General features: G+C 71.2%; 24 protein-coding genes. 7 read left to right on the top strand and 17 right to left on the bottom strand.

Features of this window, described 5'->3' with window-relative positions; all coding sequences use genetic code 11:
• Positions 1–20: 20 nt before the first annotated feature.
• The 3 genes from OIE49_RS30965 to OIE49_RS30955 all read right to left on the bottom strand — a co-directional run bounded on the left by OIE49_RS30965 (position 21) and on the right by OIE49_RS30955 (position 3,848).
• Positions 21–1,781 carry an ABC transporter permease gene (locus OIE49_RS30965; RefSeq protein ID WP_326805172.1) on the bottom strand — a complete coding sequence of 587 codons (1,761 nt, stop codon included), beginning with the start codon at positions 1,779–1,781 and terminating at the stop codon, positions 21–23.
• Between the two features lie 388 nt (positions 1,782–2,169).
• Positions 2,170–2,904 carry an ABC transporter permease gene (locus OIE49_RS30960; protein WP_326805171.1) on the bottom strand — a complete coding sequence of 245 codons (735 nt, stop codon included), beginning with the start codon at positions 2,902–2,904 and terminating at the stop codon, positions 2,170–2,172.
• Between the two features lie 2 nt (positions 2,905–2,906).
• Positions 2,907–3,848, bottom strand: a complete 942-nt coding sequence (locus OIE49_RS30955) for an ABC transporter ATP-binding protein (RefSeq protein ID WP_326805170.1) — start codon at positions 3,846–3,848, stop codon at positions 2,907–2,909.
• Between the two features lie 108 nt (positions 3,849–3,956).
• Between OIE49_RS30955 and OIE49_RS30950 the strand changes: the two genes are divergently transcribed.
• Positions 3,957–5,048 carry a histidine kinase dimerization/phosphoacceptor domain-containing protein gene (locus tag OIE49_RS30950; RefSeq protein WP_326805169.1) on the top strand — a complete coding sequence of 364 codons (1,092 nt, stop codon included), beginning with the start codon at positions 3,957–3,959 and terminating at the stop codon, positions 5,046–5,048.
• On the opposite strand, the gene OIE49_RS30945 is transcribed toward OIE49_RS30950, so the two are convergent.
• From OIE49_RS30945 to OIE49_RS30895, 11 genes are all read right to left on the bottom strand, one after another.
• Positions 4,979–7,069 (bottom strand): LamG domain-containing protein, encoded by a 2,091-nt coding sequence (locus OIE49_RS30945; protein ID WP_326805168.1) that lies wholly within the window; start codon positions 7,067–7,069, stop codon positions 4,979–4,981. The genes OIE49_RS30950 and OIE49_RS30945 overlap by 70 nt on opposite strands.
• A gap of 251 nt (positions 7,070–7,320) precedes the next feature.
• The gene (locus OIE49_RS30940) at positions 7,321–9,504 is read right to left on the bottom strand and encodes a discoidin domain-containing protein (protein WP_326805167.1); all 2,184 of its coding nucleotides are present in this window, start codon (positions 9,502–9,504) and stop codon (positions 7,321–7,323) included.
• A gap of 68 nt (positions 9,505–9,572) precedes the next feature.
• Positions 9,573–11,180 carry a glycoside hydrolase family 13 protein gene (locus tag OIE49_RS30935; RefSeq protein ID WP_326805166.1) on the bottom strand — a complete coding sequence of 536 codons (1,608 nt, stop codon included), beginning with the start codon at positions 11,178–11,180 and terminating at the stop codon, positions 9,573–9,575.
• A 31-nt stretch (positions 11,181–11,211) separates the two neighbouring features.
• Positions 11,212–12,087, bottom strand: a complete 876-nt coding sequence (locus OIE49_RS30930) for a carbohydrate ABC transporter permease (protein WP_326805165.1) — start codon at positions 12,085–12,087, stop codon at positions 11,212–11,214.
• Positions 12,084–13,037, bottom strand: a complete 954-nt coding sequence (locus tag OIE49_RS30925; protein WP_326805164.1) for a carbohydrate ABC transporter permease — start codon at positions 13,035–13,037, stop codon at positions 12,084–12,086. Before OIE49_RS30925 ends, OIE49_RS30930 begins: the two co-directional genes overlap by 4 nt.
• A gap of 5 nt (positions 13,038–13,042) precedes the next feature.
• Positions 13,043–14,395, bottom strand: coding sequence for an ABC transporter substrate-binding protein (locus OIE49_RS30920; RefSeq protein ID WP_326805163.1), 1,353 nt, complete (start codon positions 14,393–14,395; stop codon positions 13,043–13,045).
• A gap of 119 nt (positions 14,396–14,514) precedes the next feature.
• Positions 14,515–15,513 carry a LacI family DNA-binding transcriptional regulator gene (locus tag OIE49_RS30915; RefSeq protein ID WP_199836812.1) on the bottom strand — a complete coding sequence of 333 codons (999 nt, stop codon included), beginning with the start codon at positions 15,511–15,513 and terminating at the stop codon, positions 14,515–14,517.
• Between the two features lie 74 nt (positions 15,514–15,587).
• Complete coding sequence (locus OIE49_RS30910) at positions 15,588–16,403, bottom strand: ABC transporter permease (RefSeq protein WP_326805162.1); 816 nt, start codon at positions 16,401–16,403, stop codon at positions 15,588–15,590.
• Between the two features lie 38 nt (positions 16,404–16,441).
• Positions 16,442–17,344 carry an ABC transporter permease gene (locus OIE49_RS30905; protein ID WP_326805161.1) on the bottom strand — a complete coding sequence of 301 codons (903 nt, stop codon included), beginning with the start codon at positions 17,342–17,344 and terminating at the stop codon, positions 16,442–16,444.
• Positions 17,345–17,347: 3 nt separating this feature from the next.
• The gene (locus OIE49_RS30900) at positions 17,348–18,547 is read right to left on the bottom strand and encodes an ABC transporter substrate-binding protein (RefSeq protein ID WP_442812324.1); all 1,200 of its coding nucleotides are present in this window, start codon (positions 18,545–18,547) and stop codon (positions 17,348–17,350) included.
• A gap of 36 nt (positions 18,548–18,583) precedes the next feature.
• Entirely contained in the window at positions 18,584–19,621 is a 1,038-nt protein-coding gene (locus OIE49_RS30895; RefSeq protein ID WP_326805159.1) for an ABC transporter ATP-binding protein, read from the bottom strand.
• Positions 19,622–19,779: 158 nt separating this feature from the next.
• On the opposite strand from OIE49_RS30895, the gene OIE49_RS30890 reads away from it, so the two are divergent.
• Together OIE49_RS30890 and OIE49_RS30885 are read left to right on the top strand one after the other, a co-directional pair.
• A complete protein-coding gene (locus OIE49_RS30890; protein ID WP_326806367.1) occupies positions 19,780–20,514 on the top strand; it encodes a FadR/GntR family transcriptional regulator in 735 nt (244 codons plus the stop codon).
• Between the two features lie 36 nt (positions 20,515–20,550).
• On the top strand, positions 20,551–21,333 hold the full coding sequence (locus tag OIE49_RS30885) for a cache domain-containing protein (protein ID WP_326805158.1): 783 nt from the start codon (positions 20,551–20,553) through the stop codon (positions 21,331–21,333).
• Positions 21,334–21,392: 59 nt separating this feature from the next.
• On the opposite strand, the gene OIE49_RS30880 is transcribed toward OIE49_RS30885, so the two are convergent.
• On the bottom strand, positions 21,393–22,064 hold the full coding sequence (locus OIE49_RS30880; protein WP_326805157.1) for an MmyB family transcriptional regulator: 672 nt from the start codon (positions 22,062–22,064) through the stop codon (positions 21,393–21,395).
• A 226-nt stretch (positions 22,065–22,290) separates the two neighbouring features.
• On the opposite strand from OIE49_RS30880, the gene OIE49_RS30875 reads away from it, so the two are divergent.
• The 3 genes from OIE49_RS30875 to OIE49_RS30865 all read left to right on the top strand — a co-directional run bounded on the left by OIE49_RS30875 (position 22,291) and on the right by OIE49_RS30865 (position 23,527).
• Entirely contained in the window at positions 22,291–22,947 is a 657-nt protein-coding gene (locus tag OIE49_RS30875; RefSeq protein WP_100571523.1) for a helix-turn-helix domain-containing protein, read from the top strand.
• A 14-nt stretch (positions 22,948–22,961) separates the two neighbouring features.
• Positions 22,962–23,093 carry a hypothetical protein gene (locus OIE49_RS30870; RefSeq protein ID WP_326805156.1) on the top strand — a complete coding sequence of 44 codons (132 nt, stop codon included), beginning with the start codon at positions 22,962–22,964 and terminating at the stop codon, positions 23,091–23,093.
• Between the two features lie 203 nt (positions 23,094–23,296).
• A complete protein-coding gene (locus OIE49_RS30865) occupies positions 23,297–23,527 on the top strand; it encodes a hypothetical protein (RefSeq protein WP_326805155.1) in 231 nt (76 codons plus the stop codon).
• 11 nt (positions 23,528–23,538) lie between these two features.
• On the opposite strand, the gene OIE49_RS30860 is transcribed toward OIE49_RS30865, so the two are convergent.
• Together OIE49_RS30860 and OIE49_RS30855 are read right to left on the bottom strand one after the other, a co-directional pair.
• Complete coding sequence (locus OIE49_RS30860) at positions 23,539–24,219, bottom strand: 4'-phosphopantetheinyl transferase family protein (RefSeq protein ID WP_326805154.1); 681 nt, start codon at positions 24,217–24,219, stop codon at positions 23,539–23,541.
• Complete coding sequence (locus OIE49_RS30855) at positions 24,216–25,076, bottom strand: metallophosphoesterase family protein (RefSeq protein WP_326805153.1); 861 nt, start codon at positions 25,074–25,076, stop codon at positions 24,216–24,218. The genes OIE49_RS30860 and OIE49_RS30855 overlap by 4 nt, the downstream gene beginning before the upstream one ends.
• Before the next feature lie 270 nt (positions 25,077–25,346).
• Here OIE49_RS30855 and OIE49_RS30850 point away from each other — a divergent pair, with 270 nt between their 5' ends.
• The gene (locus OIE49_RS30850; RefSeq protein ID WP_326806366.1) at positions 25,347–26,438 is read left to right on the top strand and encodes an ATP-grasp domain-containing protein; all 1,092 of its coding nucleotides are present in this window, start codon (positions 25,347–25,349) and stop codon (positions 26,436–26,438) included.
• Positions 26,439–26,625 lie beyond the last annotated feature (187 nt).

The raw sequence follows: 26,625 nt of genomic DNA, 5'->3' as shown, positions 1-26,625 counted from the left end.
GGGGTGCGGACGGAACGGGATCACAGGGAGTACCGGGCCTCGGCCAGCCGGTACAGGCGGCGCCAGAGGAAGCGGTTGAGGCAGACGACGTAGGCGCTCATCACGACGACGCCGGCGATCAACTGGGGATGGTTGCCCTCCTCCGTGGCGCGGGCGATGTAGGCGCCCAGGCCCGTGGCGGTGAGCGTGACCCCGCCGAAGGTGACGACCTCGGCGACGATGGAGGCGTTCCAGGCGCCGCCGGAGGCGGTGATGCCGCCGGTGACGTAGGCGGGGAAGATGCCGGGGATGATCAGCCGCCGCCAGCGCTGCCAGCCGCTCACCCCGAGGTCGTCCATGGCCTCGCGCAGGTCGGTGGGGATGGCCATGGCTCCGGCGATGGTGTTGAACAGGATGTACCACTGGGCGCCCAGGGCCATCAGGAAGATGCCGCCGATGTCTATGCTCAGACCGGTTCGGAGGAAGAACCACACCGCGAGCGGGAAGAGGAAGTTCGCCGGGAAGGACGCCAGCACCTGCACCACCGGCTGGGCGATCCTCGTCAGCCGGGGCGAGAAACCGATCTTCACGCCGATCGGCACCCACACCACCGTGGCCACGGCGACCAGGACGACGACGCGGGCGAGGGTGGCGAGCCCGAGCAGCAGCGGCTCGCCGAACACGCCCAGGCCGGTGCGGTCGTACAGGTAGAGGCAGAGGTCGACCAGGCCCCAGACGATCAGGCCGCCCGCCACCAGGCCGAAGGCGACGTCCCCCGCGCGCCGCCTGCCGTGCTGCACCACGAGCGGCCGGTCGTCGGTGCCGAAGGCGCGCCCGGCCCGGCTGAGCGCCCGGCCGGCCGGGCGCAGCAGGCGGCCGGCGAGGCGGGGCCAGTCGGAGCGGCGCAGGAAGTCCAGGACGACCGACCGCTGCACCTCGCTGGCCTCGGACTGCTCGATCTTGAACTTCTCCGCCCAGGCGGTCAGCGGCCGCCAGAAGAGGAAGTTCACCCCGATCACCATGACCGCCATGGTGAGGATCGCGCAGCCGACCTTGGCCAGGTCGCCGTCGGCGATCGCGGCCCCGGCGTAGGAGCCGACGCCGGGCAGGGCGTAGTCGGTGTGGCCGAGGGTGACCGCCTCGGAGGCGACGAGGAAGAACCAGCCGCCGCCGAAGCTCATCATGCCGTTCCAGACCAGGCCGATCATCCCGGCGGGCAGTTCCACCTTCCAGAACCGCATCCACCGGGTGAAGCCGAACGATCGTGACAGCTCGTCCAGTTCGCGGGGCAGCGAGGTGAGGGAGTGGTAGAAGCCGAACGTCATGTTCCACGCCTGGGAGGTGAAGATCGCGAAGATCGCGGCGCACTCGAGGCCGAGCATCGAGCCCGGGAACAGGGCGACGAACCCGGTCACCGCCACGGTCAGGAACGCCAGCACCGGTACGGACTGGAGGATGTCCAGCGCCGGGATCAGGATCCGTTCCAGACGGCGGCTCTTGGCGGCGGCGTAGGCGTAGACGAAGGTGAACGCCGTGGACAGGAGCAGGGCGACGAACATGCGCAGCAGCGAGCGGGCCGCGTCGTAGGGCAGCTGACCGATGCCGGTGTCCACCTTCGCCGACTGGCTGGTGGAGAACGAGAGCGTGACCCCTTTCCCCACCCGCAGGGTGACGTACAGCAGCACCACCACCGCGGCGGCGACGACCAGGTCCACCCAGGTCATGCGGGTGAGGCCGCCGGCGAACCGGGCGGGGAGCGAGGTCCGCGACCGCGAGGCGGGCGCACTCGTCCGGAACGACATCACAGGCACCTCCAACCGCGCTCCACCCGGACTTCGGCACATGGGCGCCCTGGTGCGAGCACGCCGCGACGCGGCGGCGCTCGCACCAGGGCCGGCATGGCAGGGTACGGCGAGAAAGCGGCGAAAAGAGAAGGAAGAAAAGAAGAGGGAAGAAAGAGAATAAAAAGAAGAAAGCGGACGACCGGGGCGGCGGTCAGAGACTGCCGGAGAGGCCGCTCGGACTGGGTGGGTCGATGTCCACGAGTGCCTCCGTTCAGCCATGCGGTTCCGTCGGGGAGCACGGGCCTCGCGCACGGCGCGACAGGCGGGTGCCGACAGGTAGTGTGCCGGTCATTGCGTCGATACGCAAATAGAGTGGCCCGGCGGTCGAGGACCCCGGGCCAAGGTGTCAGGCGTCGCGCCGGCGCACCGCCCACCAGCCGGCCAGCAACGCCGCCGTCGCCCACAGCGACATCACCGCGAGGCCCGTCCAGGGTCCGAGGCCGCCCGCCGCCTCCTGGTGCAGGATCTGCTGTCCGGCCCGGTCCGGCAGATAGCGGGAGGCACCGTCGGCGACGTCCCCGACCACGAAGGACACGATCAGGATGAACGGGATGAGCAGGCTGATCACCGCGACGGCGCTGCGCAGCAGAAAGGTGAGTCCTGCGGCGAGGAGGGCCATCAGCGCGAGGTAGATCCCGGCGCCGACGCAGGCCCGCAGCGCTCCCGGTGTGCCGAGGCCGATGGCGTACTCCCCCAGGAAGGCCTGGCCCACAAGGAAGGTGGCGAACCCGGTCGCGAGCCCGACGGCGAGGGCGGCGGCACCCACGACCGCCGTCTTGGCCACGCAGAACAGACCCCGGCGCGGCACGGCCGACAGGGACACCCGCAGGGCCCCGCTCGCGTACTCGGACGAGACGGCAGTGGCTCCGAAGGCGATGGCGGCGATCTGCGCGAAGTTGATCGCGTAGAAGGCGCCGAAGAGTGGGTCCTCGCCGCCCATCGCCTCCGCCTGGCCCACGGTGGAGTAGACGAGCAGGGTGACGGCCAGGGTGGCGGCGAAGACCGCGACGAGCGAGCCGAAGCTCGCCCGGACCGACCGGATCTTGATCCACTCGGAGTGGAGAACGGCTGTGACGGACATGGTCACACCTCCTGCGCGGTGGTCGGGGACACGGCGGCCGCGGCGGCGAATTCGGCCTCGCCGGTCGTGAGGGCGAGATAGGCCTGCTCCAGGGAGGCCCGTTCGTCGGAGAGTTCGAGGACCGGAATGCCTTCGCGGGCGGCGACGGCTCCGACCTGCTCGGCTCTGGCGCCTTCGACCACCAGCGGGCCGCCGTCTCCCTCCGCCACCGTGTATCCCTCGGCCAGCAGCGCGGCCCGCAGCCGGGCGGGAGCGCCGGCCCGCACCCGGACGCGCGGGTGGCTGTGCTGTTCGATGAAGTCCTCCATGGGGGTGTCGGCGAGGAGCCGGCCCCGGCCGAGCACGACGAGATGGTCGGCGAAGGCCGCGGTCTCGTTCATCAGGTGGCTGGAGACCAGGACCGTACGGCCTTCCCCAGCCAGCCGGCGCAGCAACTCCCGGATCCAGACGATCCCTTCCGGGTCGAGGCCGTTGGCGGGTTCGTCCAGCATGAGCACGGGCGGGTCCCCGAGGAGCGCGGCGGCGACGCCGAGGCGCTGGCGCATGCCGAGGGAGAAGGTGCGGATGCGGCGGCCGGCCACGGAGGCGAGACCGGTCTCCTGGAGCACCTCGTCCACGCGGCGGGCCGGGATGCGGTTGCTGACGGCGAGGAAACGCAGCTGTTCGCGGGCGGTACGGGAACCGTGGGCCGCCTGCGCGTCCAGCAGCGCGCCGACGGTGCGCAGGGGCTCGCCCAGGGCCGTGTAGGGGCGGCCGCCCACGGTGGCGGAGCCGGCGGTGGGACGGTCGAGGCCGAGGACGAGCCGCATGGTGGTGGACTTGCCGGCGCCGTTGGGGCCGAGGAACCCGGTGACCCGGCCCGGTTCGATGGTGCACGTCAGACGGTCGAGGGCCCGGGTGCCGCTGTACTCCTTGGTGAGGCCTCGCACTTGGATGCTGTTCATGGCTTCAGCGTGGCCGCGCGGGCGGGGGCCTGGCCTCCCCCGCGGGAGGAGACCGCCTCCCCCGTGCGGGGGAGCCGACGGTCCCGCCCGCTCTGCCAGGATGGCGGCATGCCTGGCCTGCTGTCGCCGCTGACACGTGCGGTCACCTACACCCGTTGGCTCCACGTGCTGGTGGGGGCGATCCTGCCGATCGTCTGCGCGTTGGTCTATCCCGGCCTGGTCAAGCCGACGCCCGCCGACTGGGCACTGATCGCCGTCCTTCCCGTCCCGCTGATCCTGGCCGCGGCCATGGTGCCTTCGATGCGCCGTGCGGAGGGGCTCCAGGCACGGCTGATGCTGTTCCCCGGACCGCACGCGCGAGTGCGGAGCGAGGAGGATCCGGGGGTTTCCGCGGCGCCGTCCGCCTCATGGAGCGACCGGGCCAGAACGGGTGCCTGGATGGTGCTGCGCATGGAGGCGGGACTCGCGCTCGGGCTGGTGTCGGACCAGTTGCTGGCGCTCTCGCTGTCGCTGGCCGGGGCCGCCGCCGGGAGCCCCGGCGTCACCGACTCGCTCCTGACGCTTCCCGGGTCCCATTGGTGGTACGCCCTCCTCGTCCCGGTACCCGTGCTGGTGCTCCTCGCGGTGGCCGCCGTAGCGGGTGCTCTCATGGCCCAGGCTGCCCGCCGCCTGCTCGGGCCGTCAGTCAGGGAGCGTCTGTCGGAGTTGGAGCAGCGCACCGAGCGGCTGCTGGAACGCAACCGGATCGCACAGGAGTTGCACGACTCCCTCGGCCACGCGCTGACTCTGGCCGTGGTCCAGGCGGGTGCCGCACGGGCGGCCGCCGACCCGGAGTTCACCGGCCGGGCGCTGGAGGCCATCGAGGAGGCCGGGCGGGCCGCGCTGGAGGACCTGGAACAGGTGCTGTTCATGCTGCGGGACACGGGACGGCCCGCCGGCCCCCGTCCCGCGCTCGGCGAGGCGGACCGCTTAAACTGGGCGCCCGCGACCGCACCCAGGCGGTCATCGCGGCGTACGAGTCCGGGTTCGTCGCGCCGGGCTGAGGCTGAGGACGAACTGGTGGCAAGGGGCGGGGCCCCGCCTGCGGCACGGCATGCGGGGCCCCGGACCGGAGAGACCCGGTGGTGTGTTCAGCAGAGGCAGGGGTCGGTGCCGAAACCGAGCGCGACGACATCCCTGTCCCTCAGGGCTCCCTGGTAGGCCTGGACTTCATCGACATCACCGTGCAGGTACTCACCCCACCCGTCGCCGGTTGTGGCCCGGCCGATCTGCAGGGGCCCCGAACCGGGCAGACCCGCGGCGAGCTCGGCGGTGCGGGCGCTGTTCGTGTAGCCGTCGACGTAGAGACTGATGCGGTGCCTCACGTCGTCGTACACCACGGCCAGCCGGTGCCCAGTCCCCCGGCCGCCGTCCGCCATCACGATCTCGGACACCACGGTCTCCTCCGCCCCCACCGCGTCCTCGTGCGGCACGATCAGCTGCCAGGCGTACGTCGCGGGGTCGTAGCGCACCTTGAACGTGTCGGTGTGCTCACCGACCTGCGAGAGGACGGTCATCGGCCCGGACGGCTCGTCGTCGGCCAGCCGGACGACGACACCGACGGTGAAGCTGTCGGAGGTGTCCACGACGGGCTCCCCGGTGGCCGCATAACCGCTCTTGCCGTCCAGGTGCAGGTGGCCGTCACCGACGAGGGCGAACGGCACGCAGTCCGGGTCGAGGTCCGGGATGCAGGAGCCGTCCGACACCTGGATCGACGCACCGGTGCCGAGCCTCAGTGGCGTACCGCCGTTCTGTTCGGGGCTCACACCGTCGGAGGCGTCCTCCAGGGACCAGTGTCCGAGCAGGGCGGGCTTGCGGCGGGCCAGTTCGGTGACCTCCTCGGGGACCATCACCCGGTCGTAGGCACGGACGTCACCGAGCGCGCCCCGCCAGTGCTCCCGGTAGCCGCCGCCATGCCGGATCCGTCCGATCTGGAACGCGCCGGCGGACTTGGCGGCGGTGGCCCGGACCGGCTTACCGACCTCGTCGCCGTCGACGTAGAGGTGCGCCTGGCCGGTCTCGGAGTCGTACACGGCCAGCAGATGGGTCCACTTGCCGGTCCCGGCCGTCCCGCCGGTCACCTCGGCCCCGGCCACGGTGAAGGACCAGACGGGGCGGTTGTTCCCGACTCGCAGACCGAGTCCGAAGGCCGGACTGTGACCCGCGTCCTGGCTGGCGACAGTCATCGCGCGGTCCGTTCGGTCCGGGCGCACCCAGGCGCCGACCGCGAAGGTGCCTCGGGTGTCGACCACGGGGACATCGGGGGTGAGGAACGCGTGGGGCCCGCCGCCCAGTTCGGCCGTCGAGGTCAGGGCCGTCCCCCGTGGGCCCGTCGAGCCGAAGGCCACGCCGGATCCCGCGCGGGCCACCGGGCCGCTCTCGGGGGCAGACGCCGTCGACCCCCGCGAGTCGGCCAGCGTCCAGTGGGCCACGGGCGCCCGGCCCGACGCGACCCGGAACCAGTGGGTGGCGGTGCTGCTGCTGCGTCCGGAGCGGTCGACGGCACGCACGCTCAGATAGTCCGTGCCGGCCCTGAGCGGCAGGTGGCGGATCGTGAGGGGCCCGCCGAGCATGTCGGGACGGACGGTCACCGGAGCTTGGCCGATGAAGCTGTAGACGTAGGACGCGACGTCGGACGACGGTGACTCCACGGTGAAGGTGCCCCGGACGCCGACGCCGTCATGCTCGTCGCCGTCGTCGGGGTAGTCCGTGGAGGTGATCAACGGAACAGCCGGGCTCTCCGTGTCCAGAACGAACTCACAGGCGAAACCCGCGCCCTGCGAACTCCACGAGGACTTCGCCGTGCCGTCGTCGGCGCGCACGTGCCACGACACGACGGTGTCGGCGGGTATGTCCTCGGGCATCCGCCACTGCTGCCGGACCCCGGACGGGATTGCGGACGTGGTGTACGACCGGCGCTGCTCCACTCCATCCGGCCCGGTCCACCACGCCTCGAACTCGCCCCGGACGAGATTCGCCCCGCCCACCCGGTCGTCCTCTTCCGGGTCGTACAGCACGGCACTGACCGTCGGCGGCGTCGGAACGTACGCCCTGTCCTCCCCTGACGTGCAGGGTCGGGTACCGGTCAGCAGATCCTGCACCTGTGGCTGACGCGGCGGCAGGTTCTCCGCCGCGAAGGCCGCACCCGGAACGCCCAGACTGCCGACCACGACCAGACCCACCACACCGAGTCGACGGGTTGTTCGCCAACTCCCTTTCTTGCGGCCCCTGTTCAAGCTCCCGCCCTCCCTGTGAAACGCCTGTGCCGTATGAGTCGCTGGAGGCTAACAGGGAGCACCGACAGAGTCCGAACCGTTTTTCGATCAAGGCTCTGGCTCTCCGTCGTCCCCCGGGCCGGCGCGGGCTGCAGGGCGGGGCCCCGGGCTTCGCCACCGGAGTCGGTTCCTGGCGGCGAAGCCCGGGACGCCGGTGGTCACGGGGTGAGGTAGGCCTCCACTTCACTGAACTGGCCCGCCGGCCAACCGGTGTTGCCGCTGACGGTCAGGCGGAGCCAGCGGAGGTTGGTGTTGCCCGGCAGGGACACGGTGGCCGTGTTGCCGGTGGCCGGGTCGAAGCGGTAGCCCTGGGAGCCGACGACGGTGGAGTAGGACGAGCCGTCGGTGCTGCCCTGGACGGTGATGGTCTGGGTGCGGGCGCCCCAGGCCGACGACGGCGGCAGCTTCAGCACGAGTCGGCGTACGGCCTGGTTCGAACCCAGGTCGACCGTCAGGGACTGCGGGAAGGCGTTGTTGGTGGACTCCCAGTAGGTACTGGCGTTCCCGTCGACCGCGTTGCCCGGGGTGTAGACGTCCTGGGAGCCGGTGGCGGTGGCCGGGCGGCCCTTGGCGAGGTTGCGGCCCGGGTCGGGGTCGGGGTTGCCCTGGCCGGGCTTGGGCCAGGTCGAGCAGTCCGACCAGGTGGTGTTCCAGCCGGAGTTGCCGCCGCCGTCGGTCAGCGCGAAGCTGCCCGAGTTGGCCGGGTAGGGGCAGTTGTAGATGCCCGCAGCGCCCACGCCGGTGGCGGTGACGCCGCGGAAGGTCGCCGCGCCCTGCGCCTCGGCCTGGACGACGACCGTGCCGGTGTTCTTCACGGTCGCGCCGTCGACGGTGACGCCCTTGACCGGATATCCGTAGCCTCCGCCCGACACGAACTCGAAGGCGCTGTACGGGCTGTCGGTGATCGTGGTGTTGGTGATGCGGACGGTGGCGTTGATGGCGCTGTCGTAGGAGTCGACCCGCAGCGCGCCCATCGGGTGGTTCCAGTTGGGGTTCATCGCGCCGGCCCGCACCAGCGTGTTGCCGTCGACCGTGATGGTGCCGGCCAGTGGGGAGAAGGGGTCGAGGAACTTCTGGTTGGAGATCGCGATGCCGCTGCCGAGAGCGTTGGTGTCGGAGATCAGGTTGTCCTTCACCGTGATGTCCGTGCCGCCGTAGATCGCGATGCCGTTGGCGAGGTTCGGCTGCGAGATGGTGTTGTTCTCGAAGCTGCTGTTGGTGTCCGGCCCGTACAGCGACCACATGGCGAGCGAGTCGTCGCCCTGGTTGCGCAGGAAGTTGTTGCGGACCTTCACGCCCTTGGCGGTGCCGTTGAGGTTGAGGCCGTCGGCGGTGGTGTCGAGGATGCGGCTGTTCTCGACGACGAGGTTGTCGTTGTTGCCGGTCAGCCACAGGCCGACCTTCAGGTGCTGGAGCCACATGCCGGAGACGGAGGAGTTCGGTCCGAGCGAGCCGTTGACGAAGTTGTCGGGGCTGGAGTCGACGCGCTCGGTGACCTCGCCGATGACCGCGAAGTCCTTGATGCGCACGTTCCCCGAGGAACTGGACTGGTCGATGAACCGGGAGGCGTGCACGACCGAGTACCAGCTGCCCGCGCCCTGGAGGGTGACGTTCTGGACGCCGCTCAGGGAGGACGTGAGCCGGTAGTCGCCCGGCGGGATCCACACCACGCCGCCCTGCGCTGCGGAGATGGCGTCCCGGAAGGCCTGGGTGGAGTCGCCCTGGCCGCTGGGGTCGGCGCCCTTGGAGGTGACGGAGACCGATCCGGCGGGCTGGGAGGCGGCCCCGGCGACCTGCTCGAAGTCGGCGACGTCCACGGTGACCTGGACGTTCGCGGCCTCCACGGCGACCTTGTCGCCGGGCTGGAGGTTCTGTCCCAGCAGCAGGCGCGTGTTGTCGAAGAAGTGGTGCGTTCTGGCGCCGGCGATCCAGCCGGTGTCGACGTAGGAGTACTTCGAGGTGACGGCGAGCGTCTTGCTCAGCCTCGTGCCGTTGACGTACACGTTGAGCGTGCCGGACTGGCCGTCGGGGACGCTGTAGGAGACGTTCACGGCGTTGGCGGCGCGCGGCACCGTGAACTCCACGCGCTGCCCGGAGGACAGCCGGACGGCCTGGCGCCCGGAGGCCTCGGAGGCGATGGTGCCCTGGGTGTAGTCCGGCCCGATCCTGGTCCCGTTGGTGGTGGCGGACTCGGCCTCGACCGAGGTGAAGGGGAGGGTGGCGCCCGCCGCGGCGTGGGCGGCGGGCGCGCCGAGGGTGACGAGCATGCCGGCGGCGAGGGCGACGCTCGCCCCGATGGCCGGCAGGCGCCGGGCTGATCCGGCCCTGGTGGTCGCGTGCATGTGCTGATCCCTTCGTGGTGGGGGAACGGGGATAGCGCGGTGCGTCGCGGCGGGCGGGCTGCGCGGGCTCAGGCGCGCAGCCAGGCCGCCGTGTCCTGCGGGAGCCGGCCGGACTCGTCCAACGGGCCGCTGCTCAGCAGGAGTTCTGTGTGGGCGGGAAGTTCGGCGGGCGTGGCGGCGAGGTTGACGACACAGGTCGCGCCGTCGGCCCGGGTGAAGGCGAGGACGCCTTCGGGGGCGAGCAGCCAGGTCAGGGGGGCGTCGCCGAAGGCCGGGCGGAGGCGGATCGCCTCGCGGTAGAGGGTGAGCATGGAGAAGGGGTCGCCTTGCTGCCGGTCGACGGCGTACGCGGGCCAGCCGGCCGGCTGCGGCAGCCACGGTTCCTCGCGGGAGCCGAAGCCGGCGTACGGCGCGTCGGCCGCCCAGGGCAGCGGGACCCGGCAGCCGTCGCGGCCGGGGTCGGTGCCGCCGGAGCGGAAGTGCATCGGGTCCTCGATGCGGTCGAGGGGGATGTCGGCCTCGGGCAGTCCGAGTTCCTCGCCCTGGTACACGTAGACCGCGCCGGGCAGGGCGAGGGACAGCAGGGCCGCGGCCCGGGCCCGGCGGGTTCCGACGGCCAGGTCGGTGGGGGTGCCGAAGGCCTTGGCGGCGAAGTCGAAGCCGGTGTCGGCGCGACCGTAGCGGGTGACCGTGCGGGTGACGTCGTGGTTGCACAGCACCCAGGTGGGCGGTGCCCCCACGGGCGCGTGCTCGGCGAGCGTCGTGTCGATCGACTCCCGCAGCCGTCCGGCGTCCCAGGGGCAGGACAGGAAGGAGAAGTTGAAGGCGGTGTGGAGTTCGTCGGGGCGCAGGTAGCGGGCGAAACGCTCGGGGTCGGGAAGCCACACCTCGCCGACGAAGACGCCGTCGTGGGCGTCGGCCACGGACCGCCAGGAGCGGTAGACGTCGTGGAGTTCGTCGCGGTCGACGAACGGGTGGGGGTCCTGGCCCTCGACGAGGTCCGGCAGCGCGGGGTCCTTGGCCAGCAGGGCGGCCGAGTCGATGCGGACGCCCGCGACACCCCGCTCGAACCAGAAGCGCAGGATGTCCTCGTGCTCCTGGCGGACCGCCGGGTGGTCCCAGTTGAGGTCGGGCTGTTCGGGTGTGAACAGGTGCAGGTACCAGTCGCCGTCGGGCAGCCGCGTCCACACCGGTTCGGTGGAGCCGACGAACTGGGACGGCCAGTCGTTGGGCGGCAGTTCGCCCCTTTCGCCGCGGCCGGAGCGGAAGTGGAACAGCTCGCGCTCGGGGCTGCCCGGCGGCGCGGCGAGCGCGGCGCGGAACCAGGGGTGCTGGTCGGAGACGTGGTTCGGTACGACGTCGACGATGGTGCGAATGCCCAGTTCCCGGGCCTCCGAGATCAGTTTCTCCGCCTCGGCGAGGGTTCCGAAGGCCGGGTCGATGGCCCGGTAGTCGGCGACGTCGTAGCCGCCGTCCTTCATCGGCGACAGGTACCACGGGGTGAACCAGAGGGCGTCCACGCCGAGTTCGGCGAGGTACGGGAGCTTCGCGCGGACTCCGGCGAGGTCGCCGGTGCCGTCCCCGTCGCCGTCCGCGAAACTGCGCACGTAGACCTGGTAGATGACGGCGGAGCGCCACCAGTCGGTCTGCTTCCGGGCATGGGTGGGCTGTCCCACAGTGCGTGCCTTTCTGTCGAGGGGGGCCGTGTCAGCCCTTGGTGCTGCCGGCGCTGATCCCGGCGATGATGTGCCGCTGGAAGACGAGGAACAGGGCGACCATCGGAACGCTGGCGATCACCATCGCGGCGACCAGCACGGTCAGTTGGATGTTCTGCGAGAGCTGGACGAGGGCCACGCTGATCGGCTGCTTGTCGGTGTCGGAGAAGACCATCAGCGGCCAGAGGAAGTCCTGCCACACGGCGACCAGCGCGAAGATCGAGACTACGCCGAGGACCGGCCGGGACATGGGCAGCACCACCGACCACAGGATGCGCAGCCGTCCGGCGCCGTCGATCTCGGCGGCCTCCAGCACGTCCCGCGGGAGCTGGTCGAAGAACCGTTTGAGGAGGTAGAGGTTGAAGGCGTTGGCGACGGCGGGCAGCCAGATCCCGAGGGGGTCGTTGAGCAGGCTCGTGTGGATCAGCGGCAGATCGGCGACCGTCAGGTACTTCGGTACGACGAGGGCCTGCGCCGGGACCATGAGGGTGGCGAGGATGCCGCCGAGGACCACCTTGCCGAAGGCGGGTCTCAGCTTGGACAGGGCGTAGGCGGCGGCGGTGCAGAACACCAGCTGGAACGCCCAGGCGCCGGCGGCCTGCACCACCGTGTTCCACAGATGCTGCGGGAGCTGCATCAGGTCCCAGGCGTCGGTGAAGCCGCCGAGGTGCCATCGCTCGGGCAGCGGGGTGGGCGGGGTGCGGGCGATCTCGTCGGGCGACTTCATCGCGCCGGTCGCCATCCAGTAGACCGGGAAGAGGAAGGCGAGCGCGAAGAGCAGGACGACACCGGTGAAGACGGTCCAGTAGACGGCCTTGCCGCGCGGGCGGGCCAGGACGGCCGGGGAGATCAGGGTCCGGGTGCTCATGCGTCCCCCTCGGAGCGGGTGAGCCGCAGATAGACGGCCGAGAACGCGCCGAGCAGCACCAGGAGCATCACGCTGAGCGCGCAGGCCCCGCCGAAGTCGTTGTAGAGGAAGGCGTACTTGTAGATCAGGTAGAGCACGGTGACCGTGGCGTTCTCCGGGCCGCCGCCCGTGATGACGAACGGTTCCGTGAACACCTGCATGGTGGCGATGATCTGGAGGAGCATCAGCATCAGGATGACGAACCTGGTCTGCGGGACCGTCACGTGCCGCACGCGCTGGAGGAGGTTCGCACCGTCCAGTTCCGCGGCCTCGTACAGCTCGCCGGGGATGGACTGGAGCGCGGCGAGGTAGATCAGGACGGTGCCGCCCATGTTGGCCCAGGTCGCCACGATCACCAGGGAGAGCAGGGCGGTGTCGGCGCCGTTGGTCCAGTTCGAGGTGGGCAGGTGCATGAAGCGCAGCGCCTCGTTGGCGAGGCCGGCGCCGGGGTCGTAGAACCACTTCCAGAGCAGGGCGCTCACCACCGGCGGGATCATCACCGGCAGGTAGACCACGACCCGGAAGAAGGCCTTGGCGTGGCGGAGTTCGTTGAGGACCAGGGCGAGGGCGAACGGGACGGCGAAGCCGATGAGCAGGGCCAGCAGCGTGAAGGTGAGCGTGTTGCGCCAGGCCGCCGTGAACTCCGGGTCGTGCAGGACGCGGGTGAAGTTGGCGGTGCCGACCCACTCGGGCTCGGCGCCCGGCGTGTACTTCTGGAAGGCGATCACGACCGCGCGGATCGCCGGGTACCAGGAGAACAGGGCGAAGCAGACGAGGCCGCCGAGGAGGAATCCGTAGGCGTGGAGCTGGTCGCGCAGTCGCCGCCGCCTCCGGTCCCCTGCCGGGGGCGGCGCCGGGAGGGAGCGTACGGCGACCGCCGGGGCGGATCGCCGCGCTGCCGTCTTCGTCATCGCCGTCAGCTCCGGGACAGGATGCTGTCGATCTTGCCGGAGGCGTCCTTGAGGAGCTGGTCGATGTTCGCGTCCTTCTTGGTGAGGACGGCGGAGACGACCCCGTCGAGGACGGAGTAGATCTGCTGGGCGTTCGGCGGCTCTATCTTCAGCTGGAGGTTCTTGTTGCCGTCGAGGAAGGCCTGGTAGTTCTCCACCGGGACGTTCGCGTTGGCCTTCTTGACCTCCTGGTCCTTGGCGTCGGCGGCGCCGGTGAACAGCCGCGGCTCGGGCAGGCCGACCGGGCCGTCGTTCTTCTTGGCGCGGGCGTAGTCGCCGAGGAAGCCCTCGCCGGGGGTGAGGAACATGTGGTCGAGCCACTTGAGGCCGGCGCGGATCTGGTCGGGCGTGGCCTTCTTGTTGAACATGTAGCCGTCGCCGCCGATGAGCGTGCCCTTGCCGCCGGGCATCGGGGCGAGGGCCAGGTCCTTGTAGTTGCCGCCCTTCTCCTTGACCAGGATCGGGATGTTGTCGGGGGCGGAGAGGTACATGCCGAGCTTGCCCGAACCCATCATCTGCTGCACGTCGTTGATGACGAGGAGCTGTTTGCTGCCCATCGAGTCGTCGGTCCAGCGCATGTCGTGCAGGTTCTGGAGCACGGCGTGGCCCTCGGGGGTGTCGACGGTGGCCTTCTTGCCGTCGGCGTCGACGACGTCGCCGCCCTGCGAGTACAGCTCGGCGGTGAAGTGCCAGCCGCCCTGGTTCTGGGCGCTGTAGTCGGCGTAGCCGACGGTTCCGCCGCCGAGCGCGGCGATCCTCTTGGCGGCGGCGCGCACCTCCTCCCAGGTGGCCGGCGGCTTGTCGGGGTCGAGGCCCGCCTTCTCGAAGAGCTTGCGGTTGTAGATCAGGCCCATCGAGTAGCCGGTGCGCGGGACGCCGTAGATCTTCCCGTCGACGGTGTAGATGTCCCGCAGCTGCTGCTGGATGGTGTCGTAGCTCTTGAGCTCCTTGACGTACGGGGTGAGGTCGGCGGCCTGGTTGATGTCCACGACGTGCCTGGCGTCGGTGAAGTAGGTGTAGAAGACGTCCTCCATCTGGCCGCCGGCCAGCTTGGCGTCGAAGGTCTTCGGGTCCTGACAGGGGAAGGCGTCGTGCGCGACGACGTCGATGTCCTGGTTCCGTTTCTCGAAGGAGGCGATGTCCTCCTCGAAGAACTTCCGGTCGACCTTGGCGCTCTTGGGCGGCTCGCAGTTGACGGTGATGCGGGTCTTGCCGCCGGACGACTCGTCGTCCGACGACCCGCAGGCCGTGGCGACGAGGGCAAGGGAGGAACAGACGCCGATCGCCGCAAGTGTGCGGCGGAAGCCGGTGCTTGACATCGGTGGACCCCTCTGGACAGGAGCTGTGGGCGCCGCACACTCAAGCACCGGCGACAGGGCTTCGCAAGATGTCGCGCAGAATCTGTAATTATTTGACAGCAGAGAGGATCTACTGGATCTCAGTCACGCGGTGCTTGCGCGGTGGAGCCACGGACCACCAGTTCCGGCTCGAACAGCAGCTCGTCGGCCGGTACGGAGGTGCCGCCGATCTGTGCGTTGAGCAGTTCGACCGCGGCCCTGCCCATGGACTCGATGGGCTGGCGCACGGTGGTGAGCGGCGGTTCCGTGCAGTTCATCAGCGCGGAGTCGTCGTAGCCCACGACGGAGATCCGACCGGGCACGTCGAGTCCCTTGCGCCTGGCGGCCCGTACGACACCCAGTGCGAGCGGGTCGCTGGCGCAGATGAGGCCGGTCACCCCGCGGTCGATCAGCTTGGCCCCGGCCGCGTGGCCGCCCTCGATGGAGAAGATCGCCCGCGCCACGAACTCGTCGGGCAGCTCGCCCGCGAGGGTGCGGGCCGCGGCCAGCTTCCGGGCCGACGGCATGTGGTCCTCCGGCCCGAGCACCAGGCCGATCCGCTCGTGCCCCAGGGAGGCGAGATGGCGCCAGGCCTGCTCCACGGCGACCGCGTCGTCGCAGGACACCGCGGGGAAACCGAGGTCCTCTATGGCCGCGTTGACCAGCACCACGGGGATGTTGCGCTCGGCGAGCCGCCGGTAGTGGTCGTGCGGCGCGTCCGCCTGGGCGTAGAGGCCGCCGGCGAACACGACGCCGGAGACCTGCTGTTGCAGCAGCAGCTCGACGTAGTCCGCCTCGGAGACCCCGCCCTTGGTCTGGGTGCACAGCACCGGGGTGAGCCCGAGCTGGGCCAGCGCGCCGCCGATGGCCTCCGCGAAGGCCGGGAAGATCGGGTTCTGCAGCTCGGGCAGGACCAGGCCCACCAGCCGGGCCCGCTCGCCGCGCAGTTGCGTCGGCCGCTCGTACCCGAGCACGTCCAGCGCGGAGAGCACCGCCTGCCGGGTGGCGTCGGACACTCCGGGCTTCCCGTTGAGCACCCGGCTGACCGTGGCCTGACTGACCCCGACCTTCTTCGCCACTTCCGCAAGTCGTCGCGTCATACACGCAAGCCTAACGCAAGAAACGCAAACTGCTTGCGTAAAGGATGTCGGCCGTTGCCGTGCCCGTTGCCGTGCTAGATCCTGCTCTCCGTCGCCGTGTCCGAGGACAGGCGTTGGGCTACGTAGATCGGGATGACGGAGAGGAGGACCAGGACGGCTGCCACGACGTTGACCACGGGGGCCTGCTGGGGTCGGGTCATGTTGTTGAAGATCCAGATGGGCAGGGTCTCGACGCCGGGTCCCGCGGTGAAGGTGGTGACCACGACCTCGTCGAAGGACAGGGCGAAGGCGAGCAGGCCGCCGGCGAACAGCGCGGAGCGCACCAGCGGGAAGGTGACGTCGACGAAGGCGCGGAAGGTGTTCGCGCCGAGGTCCATCGCCGCCTCCTCGTACGAGCCGGAGGTGCGGCGCAGCCGGGCCACGACGTTGTTGAAGACCACGACGATGCAGAACGTGGCGTGCCCGACGACCACGGTGAACATGCCGAGGCCGACACCGAGCGGCCGGAGCACCGTGGAGAAGGCGGAGTTCAGGGCGATGCCGGTGACGATGCCGGGCAGCGCGATCGGCAGCACGACCACGAAGGACAGGGTGTCGCGGCCGAAGAAGCGGTGCCGGGCCACCGCGAAGGCGATGAGCGTGCCGAGGACCAGTGCGATCGCGGTGGCACCCAGACCCGCCTTCACCGAGACCCAGACGGCGCCGCGCGCCCCGGAGTTGTCCCAGGCCACCGACCACCAGTGCAGGGTCAGGCCGGGCGGCGGCCAACTGGCGCTGCGGTCCGGGTTGAAAGAGTTGACGAGGACCAGCAGGAGCGGGACGTAGATCACCGCGAAGCCGAAGGCGGCGGCGACGCGCAGCGCGACGCGCGCGCCACGGGAGAGCTGCATGACGTGGTACACCCCCCAGAGAAGGCTGCCGAGGACGGTCAGAGGCTGCTGAGGGCGCCCGTGCGCCGCATCGCCAGCAGGTAGAGCACGATGACGACGACGGGCACCGTGCCGAGCGCGGCGGCCATGGGCAGGTTGAGTTCGATGTTGGAGTAGACGAGGTTGCCGATCAGCTGGGTCTTGCCGCCCACGATCTGCACGGTGATGTAGTCGCCGAGGCTGAGCGAGAAGGTGAAGACGGACCCGGCGGCGACCCCGGGCAGCACCATGGGCAGCACCACCGACCGGAAGGTGCGCCAGGGACGCGCCCCGAGGTCGGCGGACGCGTCGAGCAGGTTGGCCGGCAACTGCTCGAGGGCGGTGTGGATCGGCAGGATCATGTACGGCAGCCAGAGGTAGGTCAGGGTGATGAGGGCGGCCGGCAGGCCGAATCCGGGGCCGCTCAGCCCGAACGGCCTCAGCATCCAGTCGGCGAGCCCGCCCTGGGACAGGATGAGCCGCCAGGCGTACACCTTGACCAGGTAACTCGCCCACAGGGGAGTGAGGATGGCGACGACGAGCAGGGGCCGCCACCGGGGCCGGGCGACGCGCGCGGTGCAGAAGGCGAGCGGGAAGGCGATCAGCGCGCACAGGGCGGTGACCGCGAGGGCCACGCCGACGCTGCGCAGGATCACCTGGTGGAAGACGGAAGTCGTCAGCAGAGCACGGAAGTTGTCCAGCGACCAGACCTTGACGACCTCGGAGGTGAAGGAGTTCGTCGTCCAGAAGGCGGAGAGGAACAGCACGGTCAGCGAGCCGAGGTACAGCACGGCCAGCCACAGCAGCGGGGCGGTCAACAGCAGGGAGAGGCGCAGCCGGGGGCGGCCGTGCAGCATCCCGGCCAGCCGCCGGACGCCGGCCCGTGAGCCCTGTCGTCCGGCGGCCTGGGCGGTGACGGTCATGGTTCAGCCCTTGATCTCGGTCCAGGCCTGCACCCACTTGGCGTACGGGACGCATGTGACGTCCGTACGGTCGTCCAGGCACTGCGGGATCGGCGTGTTCCAGAAGGCGACCCGCTTCCAGTAGCCGGTGTCGGCGGCGTGGTAGGTGGCGCAGAAGTCCTTGTCGCTGGTCTGCTCGCAGGCCTTGGCGTTGGCGGGGGCCTCGCCGAAGTACTCGGCCACCTGGGCGTTGACCTTCGGGGAGACGATCCAGTCCAGCCACTTGTAGGCGCAGTTGGGGTGCTTGGACTTGGCGGAGATCATCCAGGTGTCGGACCAGCCGGTCGCGCCCTCCTTGGGCACGAACGCCTTGACCTTGGCGCCCTCGGAGGCGGCGAGGTTCACGATGACCTGCCAGGTGGTGCCGACCAGGGAGTCGCCGCTCTTGAACGCGGAGATCTCCTGCAGGTAGTCGCCCCAGTACTCGCCGACGTCGGCGTTCTGCTTCTTCAGCAGGGCGACGGCGGCGTCGAACTGCTTCTGGTCGAGCGCGTACGGGTCCTTGATCTTCAACTCGGGCCTGGTGGCCTTGAGATACAGGGCGGCGTCGGCGATGTAGATGGGCGAGTCGTAGGCCGTGACGTGGCCCTTGTACCGTGCCGCGTCGTCGAAGACGGCCGACCAGGAGTCGGGCGCGGGCCGTACCTTCTCGGTGTTGTACATGAGCAGGTTGGCGCCGCGGCCGTGCGGGATGCCGTAGGCCTTGCCCTTGACGGAGTTCCAGGCCTGCAGCTTCAGGTCGTCGAAGACGTCCTTGTAGTTCGGTACGAGGTCGGTGTTGACGGGGGCGGCGTCGCCGGAGGCGATCAGGCGCAGGGAGGCGTCGCCGGAGGCGGAGACGGTGTCGTACTCCCCCGTCTTCATGAGTTTGACCATCTCGTCGGAGCTGGCCGCGACCTTGGAGTGGACCTGGCAGCCGGTCTGCTTCTCGAAGCCGCTGACCCAGTCGGCCTTCGGGTCGTTGGAGCCGTCCTCGACGTAGCCGGCCCAGGCGATGACGTTGACCCGGCCCTCGGTCCTGCCGAGTTCGGCCTGCGCCTTGAGGTCGGGAGGGTTGAGGCCGGTGGCGGAGGTGCCGCTCCCCGAGCCGGAGGAGCCGCAGGCGGTGGCGGCGAGCAGCAGCGTGAGGGCGGCCGCCGTCTGGAGGGTTCGGGTCAGGCGCACGACGTACTCCATGGGTCGGGGGGCGGTGGTGCTTGCTCAGCGGGCGTCGGGGACCTGGACGGCGTGGCGGCGGTGCCATGCCAGCCGAACCCGGGTGCCGCGGTAGGCGGCGACGTCCTCGGCGGAGGTCTCCAGGTTCTGCTGGAGCGCGGTCAGGCGACCGCCGGTGTCGAGGTCGACCAGGAAGCGGGTGGAGTCGCCCAGGTAGACGACCTCGGCGACGGTGCCGGTGACGATCGCCTGCCCGGGTTCGTCGGCGTCGGCGGACTCCTTCAGGACGCGGATCTTCTCGGGCCGGACGCTGTGGGTTCCGGGGACGCCGAGGATCCGCTGGGCCGACTCGCCCTCCAGCAGGTTGGAGGTGCCGACGAAGGAGGCGACGAACGGGGTCGCCGGGCGTTCGTAGATCTCGGCGGGGGTGCCGACCTGTTCGATGCGGCCCTGGTGGAAGACGGCGATGCGGTCGCTCATCGTCAGGGCCTCCTCCTGGTCGTGGGTGACGAACACGAAGGTGATGCCGACCTCGCGCTGGAGCGCCTTGAGTTCGACCTGCATCTGCTCGCGCAGCTTGAGGTCGAGGGCACCGAGCGGTTCGTCGAGCAGCAGGACGCGGGGGCGGCCGACCAGGGCGCGGGCGAGGGCGACGCGCTGGCGTTGGCCGCCGGAGAGTTCGGCCGGGCGCCGTCCGCCGTAGCCGTCGAGACGCACCTCGGCGAGGGCCTTGCGGGCGCGGGCGAGGCGTTCCGCCTTGGGCACTTTGCGAATCTTCAGGGCGTAGGCGACGTTCTGCTCGACGGTCATGTGGGGGAAGAGGGCGTAGTCCTGGAAGACGGTGTGGACGTCCCGTTCGAAGGGGGCGAGGCCGGTGACCTCCTGCCCGGCGAGCTCCACGCGGCCCGCGTCGGGGGACTCGAAGCCGGCGATCAGGCGCAGGACGGTGGTCTTGCCCGAGCCGGAGGGGCCGAGCATCGAGAAGAATTCCCCGTCCCGGATCTCCAGGTCGACCCCGGCCACGGCGGCCGTCTCCCCGAACGTCCTGCGCAGGCCCTGCAGCCGGACGGCAACTCCCTCCATGGGGAACCTTTCTGACGCTTCCGAACGTTGAGCTGAAACCTATGAAGTCATAGTTCAAAGCTCAAGACCGCCTCTAGGTAAAACTTGGGTCAACTGGCAAGGTGGTGGTCGTGAAGCAGGGACACGTCGAGAACGGGGCCGACAGCCCGCGCGCGACGGTGGACGCGGGTGAGGCCGGTGCCCGCAGAGTCGTCTTCGCGCCGGTGGAGAGCCGGGCACGGGTGGACGCGGTGGTGCGCAGGATCGGCGACGCCATCGAACTCGGGCTCCTCGCGGAGGGGGAACAGCTGCCCGGTGAGAGCGAACTGGCCGGGCAGCTCGGCGTGTCCACGGTGACCCTGCGGGAGGCGCTGATGGCGCTGCGGCAGCAGGGCCTGGTCGTCACCCGGCGCGGGCGCGGCGGCGGCAGCTTCGTCTCCCTGCCCGAACTCCCGGACGAGGAACGGCTGAAGTCCCGGCTGCGCGGCTGGAGCACGGAGGAACTGCGCGACCTCAGCGACCACTGGGCCGCGCTGTCGGGGGCGGCGGCCGCACTCGCCGCCGATCGCACCGAACCCGGCGATCTCGGCGGACTGCTGTGCACCGCCGCGGAGTTGGCGGGGGCCGCGGACGCGGCGGCCCGCAGCCGGGTCTACGGCCGGTTCCATGTGGAGCTGGCGGCGGCCGCGCAGTCCGCCCGGCTCACCCGGGAGCAGATCGCACTCCAGACGGAGGTCGGCGCGCTGCTGTGCCTGGTGCTCGGCGACGACGAATATCGTGAAGAAGTCGCAGATCGTCTTCGCGCCGTCGTCTCCGCCGTGCAGGATGGGGCCCGTGATCCGGCCCGTACGCTCGCCGAGCGATGCGTCCAGGAGTCGGCGGCGCGACTCATCGCCGTGCGGCTGGGCCTCTGACGACACGGCGCGCGGCCCCGTCCGCTGGAGGACGCCATGAGCACGAGCCGCGCGGGTGCCGGGGCGGCGACCGCGACGCGAGAGGTCTGCGCCGGGGAGCGCGTCGCCGCGCGGGTGGGCCGCACACTGGAGGCCGTCTTCGACGCGGTCGCCGGGATCCGCGCCGAGACGGCGCATCTGCTGGCGCGGGGGGCCTCCGAGGGCCGCTCGCCGGTGAGCGCCGACCTCGCCGCGCTGCGGCCGGGACTGCATCTGCGGCTGGGCCGCGAGGAGTTGGTGTCGGGGGCCGGATTCGTGGCCGCGCCGGGGCTGCTGGCCGACGTGCCGGCCTGGCTGGAGTGGTGGCAGTGCACCGCGCGGGGGGACGTACGGCCGCTGCTGCTCGACCTGGATCCGCGGCAGTCGGCGTACTCGGACTACACCCACTGGGACTGGTTCGCCCTGCCCCGTGACACCGGGCTGCGGGCCGTGGCCGGGCCCTACGTGGACTACTTGTGCTCCGAGGAGTACAGCCTGACCCTGTCCGCGCCGGTCCAGGTGGCGGGCCGGTTCGCCGGGGTGGCCGCGGCGGACGTGTATCTACGGCACTTCGAGGCGGCCGTGCTGCCCCTGCTGCGCGAGCTGCCCGGCCCCGCCCATCTGGTGAACGCCCGCGGCCGCGTGGCGGCCTCCGCCGACCCGGCCCATCTGGCCGGCTCCCTGACCAGGGGGCCGGACTTCTCCGCGGCGCTGGACCGGGGCCGCCCCGTGACCCACGCCGGGAAGCGGCTGATTCCGTGCCGGGGCGTACCGCTGGTCCTGGTGATCACGGCCTCGTGACCGCCAGGGGGCCGGGGCAGCCCGGCGCCGTCGGCGACCTGAACGCCGACGGTGCCGGGTCAGCCCTCCGGGGCCGTGACCACGCTCAGGTGGCCGGCCGGGCGGCGGGCCCGTCCCGTTGCGCGCCGGGCGGGCGCGGGACGGCGGGCCTCGCGAAGTACCAGTGTGAGGCGGGTGTAGCCGAGTTCCTGGAGGGTCGCCGGGGTCTCCTCGATGATGCGGCACTCGGTGGCGCCCCAGCGGGGGTCGGGGTGCAGCAGGGGACGCACCGCGCCGTCCGAGACGACCGCCGTCTCACCGACCGCGCGGATCCAGTGCGGCAGCCCCTGCCGGTAGGCGGCCTCCATGATGGGGTCCTCGGCGATGTCCTCGAGGATGGACTGGAGTCCGTGGTCGTGGCCGCTGCGCTCCACCGTGGCGGCGAAGTGCGCCAGCATCGGCAGGCACCAGCGCGACTCGTGCTCACCGAGGACCGTGCCCGCGTCCGGGTGGAACAGGACGAACCGGAGGAAGTTGTCGCCCGGCATGGCCGTCGGATGCGGGCCGACACCGCGGAAGAGTGACGTGAAAGCGCTGTTGGTCAGGACCACGTCCCACGCCTGGTCGACGACGAGGGACGGGAAGGGGACGGCCTCCAGGAACGTGGTGTAGTCCCGCAGGTAGGCCTGCGCCTGGGAACGAACGGGGACGGCCCGCGGCGCCGGCCGCGGCCCTCCTGCCTGATGTGCCATCGGGAGGTCACCCCTCTTGCCTCTGCGGCCTTCACGCGGCACCTTGATCCTGCTTCTCATCCATGAGGCGTGTCAACTATCGTGGCATTCCACGCCGCTTGACGGCTGAAATTGGCCACAATTGTGGCGAGACCTGGATGCGGGTTCGAACGACCGGTTACCCTCCGGGAAGTTCACGGCACCCCGCCTTTGTGAGAAGCCTGTGAGAGACGTAGGAGATCTGTCGGTGACGGATGGCATCGAGGATCCGGGCGCCACGGCCTCGGCCGCGCTGCCGGCCGTCGTCGCACGCGTCACCGCGCTGGCTGACCGGCTCGGCGTGCCCCAGGCGGAGGTCTTCGACGTCGGCCGCCTCTCCGCGGCCTCCGGTGTGCCGGAGCCCGTGGTCAGGACCCTGCTCAGCGGCCGGTCCGCGGGCGAGCCGGATGTGCAGGCCCGCTTCCTGCAGCGGCTCGACCTGCTGCGCCGCACCCGCCTGAAGCCCAACGGACGCCGTTACACCCAGCAGGAGATCGCCGACGGCGCGGGCATGTCCCGGCAGCAGGCGGGCGCCCTCATCAACGGCGACCGGCGCCCCACGATGGAGCACTGCGACGCCATCCAGCGCTTCTTCCGGGTGCACGCGGGCTTCCTCACCGCCGAGGACCCCGAGGCCCTCGCCGGGTCCCTCCAGCACACCGAGCAGGAACTCCTCCAGCGCCTCGCCGACCGCGAACGGGAGGCGGACACGGCTGCCGACGACCCGCTGGAGCGGCTGCTCCAGGACCACGGCGTGCGCGGGATCGCCTGGCGGGCCGCGCAACTGCCCACCGACCAGCACCGCGACAAGGTCGCCGAGTGGCTGGACATGCTTCTGGAGAGCGTCAAGCGCCCCGGGTCGTGACGCGGGAAGGGCGCGTGCGGCCCGGCAGGGGCGTGCGGCGTTGCCGGCTGGCCGCACACCGCGCCGTGCGCGGCCGGTTCGGCCTGGCGGAGGAGGAGGCGGTGGAGAGCTCCGGTCCGCTGCCCGCCGGCAAGTGCCGTACGTGATCTGCGGCTTCGTCCCCGCCCGGATCGTGGCATCCCTCGGCCATCCGGGGCGAGCCGAGTGGGCGTACCGGCGCGCAGCGCGAGGGCGTTGTCAGTGGTGGGCGGCAAGCTGGAGGACGCGTCACCGCCGTGCGGAGGCGCCGTGCGCCGTCCGGGCGACCGGGCGGGTGACCGTGTGACGCCGAAACCGGGGAGAGCCATCCATGCCCACCGCCGTACTGACCGACCACGAACGCAGCGCCGTCCAGGCCTATCTCAGGCTCCTGTACACGGTGCGCGCCGCCTTCGACGACGGCCCGCCGGGCGGTGACCACCCGGCGGTGGTCCCGCCCTCCGTGCTCGCCGAGGCGGAACTGGCGCTGACCCGGGCGGGCCTGACGGGCAACGAGGAGGAGTTCTTCCGGCTCCTGCACAGCTGGTGTCCCGGACCGTGACCCCGTGATCCTCAGGCGCGCGGGACCGCCACCGCGGTGACCACCAGGCCCTGGGCAACGGCCCAGCGCCCCTCGAAGTGGCCGAGGCGCCGTCCGTCGACCACGGGCCCCGGGACGAGGAGCCGGGCGCGGAAGCCGCCGCGCGGGCCCGGGCCCGCGGCGGTGCTCACCTCGATGTCCGCCTCCTCGAAGTCCAGCCACTTGCCGGTGAGCGGGAACCAGGCCTTGTAGACGGACTCCTTGGCGCTGAAGAGCATCCGGTCCCAGTGCACCCCGGGGTGCTGCGCGTCCAGCTGCGCCAGACGCCGCTGCTCGGCGGGCAGGGCGATGGTGGACAGCACGCCTTCGGGGAGCGGGGCGTGGGGTTCGGCGTCGATGCCGAGGGAGGTCAGGTCGGTGGCGCGGACCAGAGCGGCGGCGCGGTAGCCGTCGCAGTGGGTCATGCTGCCGGTCAGCCCGTCCGGCCAGCGCGGGGCGCCCCGCTCGCCGGGCAGTACGGGCTGCGGCGGCACGCCGAGCTTCTCCATGGCCTGGCGGGCGCAGGCACGCACACCGGCGAACTCGCGCCGGCGTTTGGCGACCGCCTGAGCCACCACCGCCTGCTCCTCGGGGTGCAACGGGGCCAGGTCGGTCCCGTCGTCGCCGTACGCCTCCACGGACACCACCGAGTCCGGCAGCAGGTCCTCGATCACCGGGTTCCGACCTCCAGGGGAAGTATGCGGCGCGGTCTGCCCGGCGGTGCCGAGCGCGTCCGCCATTCTCGGGGGTACCCGACCGACACCTCCTCGAAGCGGACGCCCTCGTGGTGGGTGGTCCGCGGGATGTGGAGGTGGCCGTAGACCATGGCGGCCACGCGGAACCTGCGGTGCCAGTCGGCGGTGCGCCGGGTACCGCACCACATGGCGAACTCCGGGTACCGCAGGACGTCCGTCGGGTGCCGGTGGAGCGGGTAGTGGTTGACGAGCACGGTCGGCAGATCGCCGGGGATCCGCGCGAGCCTGCGCTCGGTCTCGGCGACCCGGGCCGCGCACCAGGCCTCGCGGCTCGGATACGGGTCCGGGTGCAGCAGGAACTCGTCGGAGCAGACCACGCCGGTGTCGTGCGCGTAGGCCAGTCCCGCGTCCTTGGTCGCGCAGCCGGCCGGCAGGAAGGAGTAGTCGTACAGCAGGAACAGCGGTGCCACGGCCACCGGGCCGCCAGGCCCGTCCCAGACCGGGTAGGGGTCCTCGGGCGTCGTCACGCCCAGCTCGCGGCACAGCTCGACCAGGTGCTCGTAGCGGGCGACGCCGCGCAGGGTGACGGTGTCGCTCGGATGGGTCCACAGCTCGTGGTTGCCCGGTGCCCAGATCACCTTGCGGAACCGGCTCGCCAGCGTCTTCAGGGCCCAGCGGATGTCCGCGACGGTCTCCGCGACGTCGCCGGCCACGATCAGCCAGTCGTCGTCCCGCTCGGGCGCCATCCGCTCGACCAGGGCCCGGTTCTCGCTGTAACCGATGTGCAGGTCGCTGATGGCGAGCAACCGCCCGGCCCCACCGGCCTCTTCCGTCACTTCTTGCCCCCTGTCACCCACCTCATAGGCACCACAAGAACACATCCGGCGGCACGGAGACAAGCGCGTCCCGGTCCGCCGCGGACGCCGGCCCGCGGCGGACCGGGACGCGCCCGCGGGTGGCACGACCCGCTCTGCGGAGGTCGTATGATCGCCCCAACATCGCCGCCCCAACTCCCTTTCGCGCAGGGTGGCTTGGTGTCCCTCCTTCCCCTCTGGCCGGGCTCGGCCGGCTTCGCCCTGCCCGCGTCCCCCCGAAAGGCGGCCCGCATGGTCTCCCGCGTACGCGTCTGGCTCAACCGCACGTACGCGGAGAACGTCTTCTTCATGGATCAGCTGCGGAGAAACCCCAGTGAACGGGCCGTCGAGATCCATGCCACGCACGGCGACGCCGACTCGCCCGTACTGGCCGCCGCGGACACCGCCGAGCTCGAACCGGAGGGTCTTTCCCCGGCCGGCTACGTCGAGTACGCCCTCGACCAGTGCGCGCGGCGCGGCATCGACGTGTTCGTGCCGCGGCTGAACCAGGCCGCGATCGTGGCGCACCGCGCCGACTTCGCGGCGGTGGGCACCGCGCTGCTCGCGCCGACGCCGGAGGCGGTGGCCGTCTTCGCGGACAAGGCGACGGCGTACGAGGCGGCCCGGTCGATCGGCGTTGCGGTGCCGCCGTGGTGGCGGGTCCGGACGGCCTGCGAACTCATAGCGGCGGTCACGGAGTTGGAGGAGTCCGGGCATCTGGCGTGCTTCAAGCCCGCGGCCGGCGCGGGCGGCGTGGGCTTCCGTGTCATCACGCGCGCGCCTTTCTCACTGCGGCAGTTGAGCGGCTTCCCCGGCCCGCACGTCCCGCTCGACCTGGTCCTGCGGGCCCTGGAACAGGCGGACGGTCCGGTGGACTGGCTGGTGATGCCCCGGCTGGAGCAGCCGGAGGTGTCGGTCGACTGCCTGACCGGGCCGGACAACCGGATCCGGCTGGCCGTGGGGCGCACCAAGAACGGCCGCCGCCGCGGTTTCACGCTGCACGAGCAGTGGCTGGAGCCCGCCCGGCGGATCGCGGAGGGTTTCGGGCTGCACTATCTGTCCAACATCCAGTTCCGGATGTACGGCGACCGTCCGGTGCTCCTCGACGTGAACCCGCGCCCGGCGGGCGGACTGCACCAGCTCGCACAGTGCGGGATCAACGCCCCGTGGGCCGCCGTGCGGCTGGCACTCGGCGAGGATCCGGGGGTGGTGGCGCCGCCGTTCCTCGGACAGGACTACACGGTGGTGTCGGGACCGCGTCCGCTGCGGCCGGAGGCGATGGTCCGGCCGCGGACCGGGATGCCCGCACAAGCCGCGGCGGCCCCCACGGGCGCTCCGGCGTAGCGGCCCGCACGGGGGCTTCGGCACGGCGGACGGGCTCCGGGACAACCGTCCGCACCGGGGACCGGCACAGGGTCCCGTCCCGGACTGGTAGGGACCAATCACGGCGTCATGTCTTGACACCCGGATTGGTCCATACCAACTTGGTTGCGCACCTCCCGCACGGCCCCGCCGTGCGCCTCACTGCACC

It is taken from the genome of Streptomyces sp. NBC_01788, assembly GCF_035917575.1.
In the GTDB taxonomy this organism is placed as follows: domain Bacteria; phylum Actinomycetota; class Actinomycetes; order Streptomycetales; family Streptomycetaceae; genus Streptomyces.
The sequence above is the reverse complement of the archived record's forward strand: the minus strand, read 5'-3'. Positions and strand labels throughout refer to the sequence as shown.